This is a genomic window from Flavobacterium sp. GCM10022190, assembly GCF_042656445.1.
Classification (GTDB): Bacteria; Bacteroidota; Bacteroidia; order Flavobacteriales; family Flavobacteriaceae; genus Flavobacterium; species Flavobacterium nitratireducens.
This window is the reverse complement of sequence record NZ_JBHSOQ010000006.1, coordinates 107,421-119,560: the sequence shown is the minus strand read 5'-3', so window position 1 is coordinate 119,560 and position 12,140 is coordinate 107,421. Positions and strand designations below refer to the sequence as shown.

Sequence of the window (12,140 nt, the reverse complement as noted above, 5' to 3'; positions counted from 1 at the left end):
TCCCGAACAGAGAAGTTAAGCCCGCCTGCGCAGATGGTACTGCATTTTGTGGGAGAGTATGTCGTCGCCTTTCTTTGAAAACCCTATCCAATTTGGATAGGGTTTTTTGTTTTATTTATATTTGTTTAGATGAATCAATGCTTATTTTGAAAAAATGAATAAAAAGAAGCTTGTTGATATGACTCGTGGACCTATTGTGCCACAAATTATTCATTTTACTTTGCCATTAATAATTAGTAATTTTTTTGTACTTACTTATAATGCAGTCGATTCAATTATTGTGGGGCGTTATATTGGTGCGAATGCTTTAGCAGCATTAGGAGCAGCAGCTCCAGTTATGAATTTGCTTCTTTTTTTGATTATTGGTATTTGTCTGGGCATGTCGGTATTGATGGGGCAATATTTTGGACAACAAAATTTTCCTCAATTAAAGCGAGTGGTATCAACTTCTTTGATTTTTGGTGGTATTTTTACCTTATTATTAGTTGTTTTAGGTTTTTTAAGTTCTCGGTATATACTTATTTTTTTAAATACTCCTAAAGCGATTTTAAGTGATGCTACCACATATCTTCAAATTATATTTATTGGACTTGTTTTTACCTTTATTTATCATATATATGCTTCTACCTTAAGAAGTATGGGTAATTCTAAAGCTTCACTTTATTTTTTAATTGCTTCGGCATTACTTAATGTTGTTTTGGATTTACTTTTTGTTGTGGTTTGGAAGAAAGGTGTAGCAGGAGCAGCCTGGGCAACTGTTATAGCAGAAGCAATAGCTGCTTTGTTTTGCGTTATTTATGTGCGATTTCAAATTCCAATTTTGCGGTTTAATGCAAAGGATTTTGTTTTTGATAAAGGCTTGTTGCGAACAATTGTTAGTTATAGTTCGGTGGCGGCAATGCAGCAAATTACTTTACATTTGGGTAAATTTTTAATTCAGGGTGCCGTTAATCCACTTGGGGTTGTGTCTATTGCAGCTTTTAATGCAGTGAGTAAAATTGATGATTTTGTGATGGTGGTTCAGCAAAATATTGCGCATGGAACGACAGGGTTTATCGCCCAGAATAATGGAAAAGGTAATTTTGCCCGAATACGAAGAGGTTTCAGTACCGGATTTAAAATGGAAGTGGTGTATTCAGTGATTGCAATGCTAATTGTTTTAAGTTTCTCTAGACAGCTTATTTCGTTGTTTTTAGGTGATGAAGGAACCGATGTTATCAACGAAGGCGTGAAATATTTAAAAGTGATGGTATTTCTTTATGTACTGCCTGGGATTACTAATGTGATTCAGGGCTATTTTAGAGGTTTAGGGAAGATGAAAATTACTTTGAATTCTACTTTTGCTCAAATGTTGGGGAGAGTGATTTCGGCTTATATTCTGGCTCCTTATTTTGGGATTGAAGGAATTGCTTTGGCTTGTTTAGTGGGGTGGGTATGTATGTTGGCTTATGAATATCCTTTGTTTTATAGGACTTGGAGAACAGTTAAGTAAACATTGTTTAAAGTTTATAGTTTGTTGTTTGTTGTTTTTGCGTTAGGGATTGAAGCGGATAGCCCGCAGTCCCGATTTTTTATCGGGGCGAGGACTAGTAGCGGAAAGCCCGACCGCGTTGCTGCAGTTATTTTCTGTTTTGTATTGTCGTTCTGCAACGGGGTAACGCCATAAAAAAAGAGTTTAACAATGATGCTAAACTCTTTCTTGTATAATATTTTGGATGAAGATTATTCTTCAGCTTCTTCCATGGTGTGATAAACGTTCATTACGTCATCGTCTTCTTCGATTTTTTCGATTAATTTTTCAACGTCAGCAATTTGATCTGCATTCAGTTTTTTAGTAATCTGAGGAATTCTTTCAAAACCTGAAGAAAGGATATCGATACCTCTGTTTTCTAATTCTTTTTGGATAGTTCCAAAGCTGTTGAAAGGAGCATAGATTAAGATTCCGTCCTCGTCTTCAAAAACTTCTTCAGCACCAAAATCGATAAATTCTAATTCTAATTCTTCAGCGTCTAAACCTTCTTTGGGAATACGGAAGTTACAAGTGTGGTCAAACATGAATTCTACCGAACCTTGTGTTCCCATAGTTCCGTTGCATTTGTTGAAATAGCTACGAATATTGGCTACAGTTCTGTTGTTGTTGTCAGAAGCTGTTTCGATAAGGATCGCAATTCCGTGAGGAGCATATCCTTCGAATAATATTTCTTTATAGTTAGCAGTGTCTTTGTTAGAAGCGTTTTTAATCGCACGTTCCACGTTGTCTTTCGGCATATTGGCTGCCTTAGCATTTTGGATCACGGCTCTTAATCTAGAGTTGGTTTCAGGATTTGGACCGCCTTCTTTAACGGCCATTACGATATCTTTACCAATTCTGGTGAACGTTTTGGCCATAGCTGCCCAACGTTTCATTTTTCTTCCTTTTCTAAATTCAAATGCTCTTCCCATTTCTAAATTTTTTTAACGCTGCAAAAATACAATTATTCTTGTTTTTACAAAGAATTAGTTTTTATAAAATGGCATTTTTACCACTTTTGCAGCTACATCTTTTTTACGGATGCGGATGAAGATTTCGCTATCAACTGCGCTGTTTTCAGTAGTAACATATCCCATACCGATTCCTTTGTTTAAAGATGGTGCCATTGTACCAGAAGTTACAATACCGATATTGTTTCCATTGGCGTCAACAATTTCGTAATCGTGTCTTGGAATTGCTTTTTCCAACATTTCAAAACCGATTAATTTACGGCTTACTCCAGCTTCTTTTTGAGCTTTTAAATTAGCAGAATTAGTAAATTCTTTGGTGAATTTAGTAATCCAACCTAAACCAGCTTCGATTGGAGAAGTTGTATCGTTGATGTCGTTTCCGTATAAACAGAATCCCATTTCTAAACGTAAAGTATCACGTGCAGCTAAACCGATTGGTTGAATTCCGAATGGAGCTCCGGCTTCGAATACTTTATTCCAGATAGTTTCAGCTTGATCGTTTTTGCAATAAATTTCAAATCCACCCGCTCCGGTATATCCTGTTGCAGAGATGATAACATCGTCAAATCCTGCAAAGTTTCCAATGGTGAAGTGGTAATATTTGATAGAAGCTAAATCAACTGAAGTCAATGATTGTAAAGCTTCAACTGCTTTTGGTCCTTGGATAGCCAAAAGTGAATAGTCATCAGAACGGTTCACCATTTCTACACCCAAATCATTTTGAGAGGAAATCCAATTCCAGTCTTTTTCGATATTAGAAGCATTCACTACTAATAAATATTCTTCGTCTTTGATTTTGTAAACCAATAAATCGTCAACAATACCGCCTTCGTTGTTAGGCAAGCAAGAGTATTGTACTCTTCCGTCAGTTAATACAGCAGCATCATTAGAAGTTACTTTTTGGATTAATGCTAAAGCATTAGGACCAGAAAGGAAAAATTCACCCATGTGAGACACATCAAAAACACCAACAGCAGTGCGCACTGTTTCGTGTTCGGCATTTACTCCTTCGTAAGTAATAGGCATATTGTATCCAGCAAATGGTAACATTTTAGCTCCTAAAGCTTCATGTATGTGCGTTAGCGCAGTATTTTTCATTATGATTTATGTGTTAGGTTTGATGGCGCTAATTTATTGCTTTTATTTTGAGTAACAAAGGTGTAGAAGTCAAAGTTTGTAAGGCTTTGAACTATGCTTTTTTTTAAGAAAATAATTGAAATATTCGTATAGTTTTGTTTAAAATAGTACTAATTTAGATTTGGTTATTCTAAAGTTAGCAGTATGTTTCAGACCATTTTAATAGATAAAGCCGAAATTTTAAAGCACTATAAAACCATTGCTGTAACTACTCATAAAGGAATTCAGGGGCATGCTTTGCTCATAGGTGGGAGTTATGGTAAAATAGGAGCTGTATGTTTGTCTTCTAAAGCCGCTCTGAAAACAGGCTGTGGCTTAGTGACTGCTTTTGTGCCAAGATGTGGTTATGAAATTCTGCAAATTGCGATTCCCGAAGTGATGGTTTTGACTGATAAGAAGAAAAAATGTATTTCAAATATCAATTTCGATTTTAAGCCCAATGCTATTGGGATTGGTCCGGGAATAGGACTGGAGCAGCAAACCCAAAAAGCAGTTTGTGAATTTATTCGGAATAATAGAATTCCGTTAGTGATTGATGCAGATGCGTTGAATATTTTGTCTCAAAACAAATCCGAATGGGTTCATTTGCAGCCCAAGACGATTTTAACGCCTCATCCTAAGGAATTGGAACGATTGATTGGGAATTGGCAATCCGAAGATGAAAAGTTTGAAAAAACCATTTCGTTTTCAAAGCAATACGATGTTATTGTAGTAATGAAAGGCGCGCCAACTCATATCGTTGATGGAACCACTATTTACAAAAATACAACCGGAAATCCCGCTCTGGCCACTGCAGGAAGTGGTGATGTACTCACCGGAATTATTACGAGTTTGTTAGCCCAATCGTATGGACCTATTGATGCTGCAAAAATAGGAGTGTATCTACACGGATTAACCGCTGATATTGCAATCCCTCAAACAGGGGTTCAATCGTTCATCGCTTCGGATATTATTGCGTATTTAGGGAAAGCTTATTTGAGTTTAAAGTAATTTTTTTTTTTTTAGAATTTGAAGATAGTTAAACTTTTAGTGAAGCACGAAAACCTCTAGCAGCATAATAAGATTCGGCTCCATTATGATATACAAAAACAGTGTTATAACGGAAATCAGCAAAAATAGCCCCGCCTAGTTTTCGAATTGCAGCAGGTGTTTCAATCCAGCTTGAAGATTTACTATCAAAATTCCCTAGTTTTTGTAATTCTCGGTATTCTTCTTCTGTTAAAAGTGAAATACCCATTTCGAGAGCCATATCAATGACATTGTTTTTGGGTTTGTTTTCTTTTCGGGAATCTAAGGCTTGTTTGTCATAGCAAAGACTTCTACGTCCTTTTGGGCTTTCAGCTGAGCAATCGCAAAAAGTATATTCGTCTGTTTGAGAATCATATCTAATGACATCCGGTTCTCCTTCTGTGAGCTCCATTTGGTTGAGTGACCATAATTTTTGCGGATTAGCTTCCAGTTTTGTTTGGATTTTGTTCCAATCTAATTCGGGATGGCGCTTGATGTTTTTTTCAAAACGGTTTTGTAAAGTTTTTAATAGCGTTGAAGTTTCTTCTGGAGATAGTTTGTTCATAATTTAAAAGTTGAGTTGTCAGTCTGATTTTGTCGAAGACTTTGTTAAAAACACTTCGACAAGCTCAGTGTGACAAATTGTATTGTTAATTAATTTCTATCTGATTTTACAATTTCGCTCGCACAAATCAATAATTTGAGCAATTCTACTTTGTCGCGTTGCTGACCGTTTGGCTTGGTTTAACCAATGTAAATAGCCTTTTTTATAACTTTTGCTAAAGTTGTTGTAGTTTGAAAATGCTTCTTGATTTTTATCAAATTCAATTTGTAAATCTTCAGGAATTTCTAAATTTTCAACGGCGTCCAAACTTTCCCAAGAACCATTTTTCTTTGCCGTTTCGATTTTTTTCAAACCGCTTTCGTGCATTAAATTGGCAGCAATTAATTCTTCGATGTAATTTTTGTTGACTTTACTCCAAACACTTTTGTCTTTTCGAGGTGTAAATAGTTGCATTCTTCTGTCTTCATCCAATTTCTTTACAGTCGAATCAATCCAACCGTAACAAATTGCCACTTTTACGGCTTCTTCCCAACGCATACTTTCGGCTTCGTGAGCTACTTTGTAAAAAATCAGATAGACCGCTTTGTGTGTTTGATGGTTTTCATGAAGCCAGGCTCTCCATTCGGAATCGTTTTTGAAATAAAGTGTTGGTTTTTCGTGCATTTGGTTTGATTTAGTTGTCTTCAATTTAGTCATTGCGAACGCAGTGAAGCAATCTCATTTAGAATTTCTACAAAGTTGTTTCTCGTTGTTGCATAGATTTTAAAAATACAAATAATTATTATTCAGTCATTATGTCTTTAATAGCATCAAATAAATCATTCCATGTTGGATTGATAGATTGAATCAATTTGTTTTTTGCAGCTCTTGAACCTGCTTTTATTTGTTTTTCACGAGCTATTGCTTCCTCAATCCATTGAAATTGTTCATAGTAAACTAATATATTTACATCGTATCGGGCTGAAAATGATGTTGGGTATTTCTTGTTTTTATGTTCTATAATTCTTTGTGGAAGATTTGACGTCACACCAACATAAACTACCGTTTGGGATTTATTGGTAATGATGTACACAAATCCTGGTTTCATGTTTTTATTTTATTGGCGATATGATGTATTTTAGTTTTTTTCTCTTTTTAGTGAGATTGCTTCGTTCCTCGCAATGACTTACTAGGCGGTTTTAGTCATTGCGAGCGATAGCGAAGCAATCTCATTTAGTATTTCTACAAAGTTGCTTTTCGTTGTGGGCAAGGATTGCAAATCCGCATAATTGAGACATTATAATTTAATTCCATTCTTTGAAATATAATTTTGTAGGAAAGATATATTTCTTGCATATCCTATTCCCGTACTTATATATTTGTCTAATATTGTTATAGTTTCTTTAGTTGCTTGTAAAGGGTTTATCCCCATAATTTCTATACTACCTTGAGATTGAGTATCATTTATCCTTTTTAAATAGCTTTGAAGCTCTGCAGAAATTCCCCCTTCTCTTAAACTAATGATACCAATAACTTCACCTTCTTTATTTATTAATGCTCCTCCAGAATTTCCTTTGTTGGTTGAAGCTTGAACAGAAATTAAAGATTTATCTTTTGTGATGCCTGAAATTGTTCCTACATGACTTACCATTATTGGTGTACCCAATGGATAGCCTGAAAACATTATTGTTTCAGTAATATTATGTGTTAGTTTTTTTGATAGTGGTAAAATAGCTATATCTTTTACTTTTTTGATTGTTTTTAATATTGCAAAATCTTGAAATAATGGTTCAGAAGAAATATTATTAGGAATGCTAATGCAAGTTGCAGAAACATTTTCTCCATTTTCTGTAACTATTGTAAGGTCTTGAAAAATAGACCAATTTATGTTTGTCCCGTCAGCTTCTATTTTTGCGACAACATGGAAACATGTAGCTATTAATTCATCTGAAATGAAGAATCCTGTGCCCACACTTTGTCCTTGTATACTATATATTTTTACACAGCTCTTTCGAGAGTTTTTAATGACTGTTGAATTCATTGGATTTTGTCCAAAATTTAAATTTGAAATAGTTAGAAAGATTATGATCAATAAATGTTTCATGGTTATTATATTGAATTGTTTTGCTGTAATTAGTTATAGTTTAAATCAAATATATCAAAATATTCTCATAAAAGTTATTTTGGAAATGAAAAGCTATCAATAGCCCCGATAGTAGTGAAAATCCTCTTGTGGAGTGAAATGGAACAAGAGATTGCAACGAATAGCGGGAGGGAAGTTCTTATGGAAAATCAAACTTTCTGCTCCTAAACAAAAAAATCCTGCTAGTTTGCACTAGCAGGATTTGTATTTTATAGAGATTCCGAAACAAGTTCGGAATAAGCGATTCACGCCATTTTATGTTATAAAATGGGTTCTCTGCCTATTTAATCAACTCAAAACTACGTTTTACAAAAGCAGTTAAGGCTTCTCCTTTTAATAGGTTTTGTGACAATTTAGCTAAGTCTAAAGCTTGTTTTACAAGGCTTTCCTGAGCTGTTTTGTCTTCGGTGTTTAAAATGGTGGTTGCCAAAGGCGAATTTGTATTCACTACCAAGTTGTACATTTCTGGCATATTACCCATTCCAAACATTCCGCCACCGCCGGTTTGACTCATTTCTTTCATTCTACGCATGAATTCAGGCTGCGTGATAATAAACGGTGCTGCCTGACTGTCTAAAGCTTCTAATTGAACCGTATAGGTTTTAGGGATATAGGTTTCCAAAGATGTTTTTAAACTTTCTTTTTCTTCGTCAGAAAGTTTAGAAATTGTAGTTTCTTCTTTCTTGATTAGGTTATCAATATGATCCGAATCTACACGAACGAAAGTCACATCTTTATTATCGTTTTCTAATTTTTGGATTAAATGCGAGATAATTGGCGAATCTAAAAGCAATACTTCGTATCCTTTTGCTTCGGCAGTTTCAATGTAAGCATGTTGTGCTTCTTTGTTTCCTGCGTACAAAATAACCAATTTTCCGTCTTTGTCGGTTTGCTTGTCTTTAAGGTTTTCTTTTAATTCGTCAAGTGTGTAATATTTGTCATTTACTGTTGGGTACAATACAAAAGCACCTGCTTTTTCGTAGAATTTATCCTCAGAAAGCATTCCGTACTCTAAAACGATTTTGATATCGTTCCATTTTGATTCGAAATCGGCTCTGTTTTCGTTAAATAACGATTTCAATTTATCCGCTACTTTACGAGTGATGTAGTTCGAAATTTTCTTCACCGCACCATCTGCCTGTAATCCTGAACGAGAAACATTCAAAGGAATGTCTGGTGAATCCACCACTCCGCGAAGCATCATTAAGAATTCAGGTACAATACCTTCAACATTATCTGTAACAAACACTTGGTTTTGGTACAATTGGATTTTGTCCTTTTGGATTTGTAAATCGGCACCTAATTTAGGGAAATACAAGATTCCTGTTAGGTTGAAAGGATAATCTACATTTAAGTGGATATTGAATAAAGGCTCTTCAAATTGCATTGGATACAATTCGTGGTAGAAGGTTTTATAATCTTCTTCATTTAAGTCAGAAGGTTGTTTGGTCCAAGCTGGATTTGGGTTGTTGATGATATTGTCTACTTCAACCGTTTCTGCTTTGTAATCTTCAGGAGCGTCTTCTGGTTTAGGTAAAGTTTCTGTTCTTGTTCCAAATTTAATTGGAATAGGCATGAACTTATTGTATTTGTTCAATAGTTCTTTGATTTTGTAGTCTTCTAAGAACTCTAAAGAATCATCAGCAATATGAAGGATAATCTCTGTACCTCGCTCTGTTTTGTTAGCTGGTTCCAAAGAGAATTCTGGGCTTCCGTCGCAGGTCCAGTGCGCCGCTGGTTCGTCTTTGTATGATTTGGTGATGATTTCTACTTTAGAAGCTACCATGAAAGCCGAGTAGAATCCAAGACCAAAGTGTCCAATGATTCCAGAATCTTTTGCGGTGTCTTTGTATTTTTCCAAGAATTCTTCAGCACCAGAAAAAGCCAATTGGTTAATGTATTTTTCAACCTCTTCGGCTGTCATTCCAATTCCTTGGTCGATGATGTGTAATTTTTTGCCTTCTTTGTCAACCTTAACTTCAAGGATTGGGTTTCCATATTCTACTTTGGCTTCACCAATGTTAGTAAGGTGTTTTAATTTTAATGTTGCATCTGTTCCATTCGAAATTAATTCACGTAAAAAGATCTCGTGATCGTTGTATAAGAACTTTTTAATTAGTGGGAAAATATTCTCCACTGATACATTAATTTTTCCAGTTGTCATATTTAAAATTTTTTAGAATGTTTTACATTTTGTAAACAGATTTCTTCAAATAAAGTACCAATGTGATTTAGGGTGACAAAATGTCTTATATCTTAATTTTGTAATAAATTAATGGTATTATGAAACAAAAACTAAAAACTTAGATTGTATCTTTGTCTAAGTTTAATATAAAAACGATTAACGATGAAAAAAATATTTTTAGTTGCAGCTTTTGCATTAACATTGTTTTCTTGCAAAACTTCTTCGGTGACAGCTACTAAATTAGACCGAGGAACTCAGGTAGGGATGAAAGGAAATTGGGTTATTAGTTCAGTAACTTATCCAGGCTCCAATTATATCAAAGTAAATTCATTTCAATTAGCTGATTCGAAATGTTTTGAAGGAAGTACTTGGAAGTTTATTTCCAATAATAACAAAGGTGAAATGGCTTTAACTAAATATGATTGCCCTGTTTTTAGTTCGCCTATTACTTGGTTTGTAAATTCAAACGGAGAAGTGGTTTTGAAAATCTTAGATGCTGGTGAAAAAGCGAGAAAAGTTAGAGATGGTTATGTATTACGTGTGGCTAATTTAACAGAGAGTTCTTTCCAATTAATTGACAAAATTGATGTTGGAGGGAAATTAACAGATGTGGTTTATCAATTTCAACGTGTAAACTAATTTGTTTTAGTAAATAATTTAAAAAAAGAAAGTTATGAAAAATATATCAGTTATAGCATTAGCATTTATCATGGTGTTGGGTTCACTTTTTGCTAGTTGTGAGTCAATTAAAAATACAAATAAAACACAAAGAGGTGCGGCTATTGGAGCTGCTGGAGGTGCTATTTTAGGTGGGATCTTAGGAAATAACCTTGGTAAAGGTGGAAAAGGAGCAATGGGAGCTGTTATTGGTGGAGTAGTTGGTGGAGTTGCCGGTGGAGTTATTGGTAACAAGATGGACAAACAAGCCAGACAAATTGACCAAGCTATTCCAGGAGCAGATGTTGAACGTGTAGGAGAGGGAATAAAATTAGTTTTAAATGAAAATGCTGTTCGATTTGATACTAATAAATCTACATTGACAGCTTCTGCAAAAGCAAACTTAGATAAATTAGTTACCGTTTTTAATGAATATCCAGATACTGATATTACTATTTTTGGATATACGGATAGTACAGGTTCTGCTGATTATAATTTAAAACTTTCAGGAGAGCGTGCTAATTCAGTAAAAAAATATTTAATAAGCAAAGGTTTGGCAGCAAGTCGTTTTACAATTACAGGGATGGGAATTGCTGATCCAATTGCTGACAATGGTACAGTGGAAGGAAGAAGTCAAAACCGTCGTGTAGAATTTGCTATTACAGCAAATGAAAAAATGAAAGCCGACGCTCAAAAAGAAGCTGGAAACTAATTAGAAAATTTTACTCAAATATGAAGGTCGTCCTTATGGGGCGACTTTTTTTTGTGAGAATAGCACACAGATAAAACAGATTTAGCAGATTGTCACTGATTTTTTAAAATTTTCCTTTCTAAAAATAACTTTTCTGAACTAATTATTCTTTTTTAGGAAGAGAAAAACTTACATGACTTATAACAATATTTATTTCTTTTTTTAGATGAAAGAAATCTATCTTTGCACTCTCAAAAAAATCATTCTTTTCAAATGCTCCAAGTTCAAAATATTAGTTTTGGTTATACCGAAAAACCAGTGGTTCAAAACATCAATTTTACTGTTAATAAAGGACAAAATATAGCTATTATAGGCGAAAGTGGCTGTGGTAAAAGTACTTTACTTAAATTAATTTACGGCTTGTATGATTTAGATCAGGGACAAATTTTCTGGAATAACGAGGAGGTTTTAGGGCCTAGTTTTCATTTGGTTCCAGGGATGCCTTATATGAAATATTTATCACAGGATTTTGATTTGATGCCTTATACTACAGTTGCAGAGAATGTAGGGAAATATTTGTCTAATATTTATCAAGACAAAAAGAAAGCACGTGTTCAAGAGTTGCTTGAGATTGTTGAGATGACTGAATATGCCGATGTAAAAGCTAAATATCTAAGTGGAGGACAACAACAGCGAGTGGCTTTAGCCAGAGTTTTAGCCTTAGAGCCTGAGGTTTTATTGTTAGACGAACCGTTTAGTCACATTGATAATTTTAGAAAAAATGCTTTACGTCGTAATCTATTTGCGTATTTAAAAGCCCAAGGTATTACTTGTCTTGTAGCTACTCATGACAGTACAGATGCACTTTCTTTTGCCGATGAAACCATAGTGTTGTATAATGGGCAAATTGTAGACAAGGCCGATTCTAATAGTTTGTATAACAACCCAATCAATAAATATGTTGCTTCACTTTTTGGGGAAGTAAACGAATTGAAATTGTCCCAACTTATAAATGTAAATGAAGAGGATGATGAGTTGCTTTTGTTGTATCCACACCAATTAAAAGTGGATGACAAAGGAATTATGAATGTTTTAGTCAAACAATCGTATTTTAAAGGTGGTTATTATTTAATCAAAGCGGTTTTTGACAGAAAGGTGATTTTTTTCGAACACCAAACAGCATTAGAATTTAATCAAGAAGTTAAATTGATGATTTGTTGAATTTATTTCTGATTTTTCTGTGTTTTTTTATTATTTTTAGCTGACATAAGTTTTAATTCTAATTTTAATCCAA

General features: G+C 34.4%; 12 protein-coding genes. 5 read left to right on the top strand and 7 right to left on the bottom strand.

Translation table 11 applies throughout. The annotated features are described in order from the left end of the window. Positions 1-154: 154 nt before the first annotated feature. On the top strand, positions 155-1,492 hold the full coding sequence (locus ACFPTQ_RS15740) for an MATE family efflux transporter (protein WP_379778844.1): 1,338 nt from the start codon (positions 155-157) through the stop codon (positions 1,490-1,492). A gap of 230 nt (positions 1,493-1,722) precedes the next feature. Here ACFPTQ_RS15740 and ACFPTQ_RS15735 read toward each other — a convergent pair whose 3' ends face one another. Continuing rightward, entirely contained in the window at positions 1,723-2,442 is a 720-nt protein-coding gene (locus ACFPTQ_RS15735) for a YebC/PmpR family DNA-binding transcriptional regulator (protein WP_278035161.1), read from the bottom strand. A gap of 54 nt (positions 2,443-2,496) precedes the next feature. Next, positions 2,497-3,579, bottom strand: coding sequence for a glycine cleavage system aminomethyltransferase GcvT (gcvT, locus tag ACFPTQ_RS15730; RefSeq protein WP_379778840.1), 1,083 nt, complete (start codon positions 3,577-3,579; stop codon positions 2,497-2,499). Between the two features lie 183 nt (positions 3,580-3,762). Here gcvT and ACFPTQ_RS15725 point away from each other — a divergent pair, with 183 nt between their 5' ends. Further along, positions 3,763-4,608 carry an NAD(P)H-hydrate dehydratase gene (locus tag ACFPTQ_RS15725; RefSeq protein WP_379778837.1) on the top strand — a complete coding sequence of 282 codons (846 nt, stop codon included), beginning with the start codon at positions 3,763-3,765 and terminating at the stop codon, positions 4,606-4,608. 28 nt (positions 4,609-4,636) lie between these two features. On the opposite strand, the gene ACFPTQ_RS15720 is transcribed toward ACFPTQ_RS15725, so the two are convergent. The 5 genes from ACFPTQ_RS15720 to htpG form a co-directional block, all read right to left on the bottom strand. After that, positions 4,637-5,191, bottom strand: coding sequence for a DUF4256 domain-containing protein (locus tag ACFPTQ_RS15720; protein ID WP_379778834.1), 555 nt, complete (start codon positions 5,189-5,191; stop codon positions 4,637-4,639). 96 nt (positions 5,192-5,287) lie between these two features. After that, a complete protein-coding gene (locus tag ACFPTQ_RS15715) occupies positions 5,288-5,854 on the bottom strand; it encodes a YdeI/OmpD-associated family protein (protein ID WP_379778831.1) in 567 nt (188 codons plus the stop codon). A gap of 118 nt (positions 5,855-5,972) precedes the next feature. Next, positions 5,973-6,278, bottom strand: coding sequence for a GIY-YIG nuclease family protein (locus ACFPTQ_RS15710; protein WP_379778828.1), 306 nt, complete (start codon positions 6,276-6,278; stop codon positions 5,973-5,975). Positions 6,279-6,467: 189 nt separating this feature from the next. Next, a complete protein-coding gene (locus ACFPTQ_RS15705) occupies positions 6,468-7,211 on the bottom strand; it encodes a S1 family peptidase (protein ID WP_379778825.1) in 744 nt (247 codons plus the stop codon). A gap of 382 nt (positions 7,212-7,593) precedes the next feature. Then, the gene (htpG, locus tag ACFPTQ_RS15700) at positions 7,594-9,477 is read right to left on the bottom strand and encodes a molecular chaperone HtpG (protein ID WP_379778822.1); all 1,884 of its coding nucleotides are present in this window, start codon (positions 9,475-9,477) and stop codon (positions 7,594-7,596) included. A gap of 183 nt (positions 9,478-9,660) precedes the next feature. Between htpG and ACFPTQ_RS15695 the strand changes: the two genes are divergently transcribed. From ACFPTQ_RS15695 to ACFPTQ_RS15685, 3 genes are all read left to right on the top strand, one after another. After that, the gene (locus ACFPTQ_RS15695; protein WP_379778819.1) at positions 9,661-10,137 is read left to right on the top strand and encodes a hypothetical protein; all 477 of its coding nucleotides are present in this window, start codon (positions 9,661-9,663) and stop codon (positions 10,135-10,137) included. A gap of 34 nt (positions 10,138-10,171) precedes the next feature. After that, entirely contained in the window at positions 10,172-10,867 is a 696-nt protein-coding gene (locus tag ACFPTQ_RS15690) for an OmpA family protein (RefSeq protein ID WP_278035169.1), read from the top strand. Between the two features lie 252 nt (positions 10,868-11,119). Further along, the gene (locus ACFPTQ_RS15685; RefSeq protein WP_379778816.1) at positions 11,120-12,067 is read left to right on the top strand and encodes an ABC transporter ATP-binding protein; all 948 of its coding nucleotides are present in this window, start codon (positions 11,120-11,122) and stop codon (positions 12,065-12,067) included. The last annotated feature ends 73 nt before the right edge of the window (positions 12,068-12,140 follow it).

What these genes read in the sequence shown, in the direction of transcription:
- ACFPTQ_RS15690 (WP_278035169.1), top strand. Translation starts at nt 10,172, where the DNA reads ATGAAAAATATATCAGTTATAGCATTAGCATTTATCATGGTGTTGGGT.
- ACFPTQ_RS15685 (WP_379778816.1), top strand. Translation starts at nt 11,120, where the DNA reads ATGCTCCAAGTTCAAAATATTAGTTTTGGTTATACCGAAAAACCAGTG.
- ACFPTQ_RS15705 (WP_379778825.1), bottom strand. Translation starts at nt 7,211, where the DNA reads ATGAATTCAACAGTCATTAAAAACTCTCGAAAGAGCTGTGTAAAAATA.
- ACFPTQ_RS15715 (WP_379778831.1), bottom strand. Translation starts at nt 5,854, where the DNA reads ATGCACGAAAAACCAACACTTTATTTCAAAAACGATTCCGAATGGAGA.
- ACFPTQ_RS15740 (WP_379778844.1), top strand. Translation starts at nt 155, where the DNA reads ATGAATAAAAAGAAGCTTGTTGATATGACTCGTGGACCTATTGTGCCA.
- gcvT (WP_379778840.1), bottom strand. Translation starts at nt 3,579, where the DNA reads ATGAAAAATACTGCGCTAACGCACATACATGAAGCTTTAGGAGCTAAA.
- ACFPTQ_RS15710 (WP_379778828.1), bottom strand. Translation starts at nt 6,278, where the DNA reads ATGAAACCAGGATTTGTGTACATCATTACCAATAAATCCCAAACGGTA.
- ACFPTQ_RS15720 (WP_379778834.1), bottom strand. Translation starts at nt 5,191, where the DNA reads ATGAACAAACTATCTCCAGAAGAAACTTCAACGCTATTAAAAACTTTA.
- ACFPTQ_RS15695 (WP_379778819.1), top strand. Translation starts at nt 9,661, where the DNA reads ATGAAAAAAATATTTTTAGTTGCAGCTTTTGCATTAACATTGTTTTCT.
- htpG (WP_379778822.1), bottom strand. Translation starts at nt 9,477, where the DNA reads ATGACAACTGGAAAAATTAATGTATCAGTGGAGAATATTTTCCCACTA.
- ACFPTQ_RS15725 (WP_379778837.1), top strand. Translation starts at nt 3,763, where the DNA reads ATGTTTCAGACCATTTTAATAGATAAAGCCGAAATTTTAAAGCACTAT.
- ACFPTQ_RS15735 (WP_278035161.1), bottom strand. Translation starts at nt 2,442, where the DNA reads ATGGGAAGAGCATTTGAATTTAGAAAAGGAAGAAAAATGAAACGTTGG.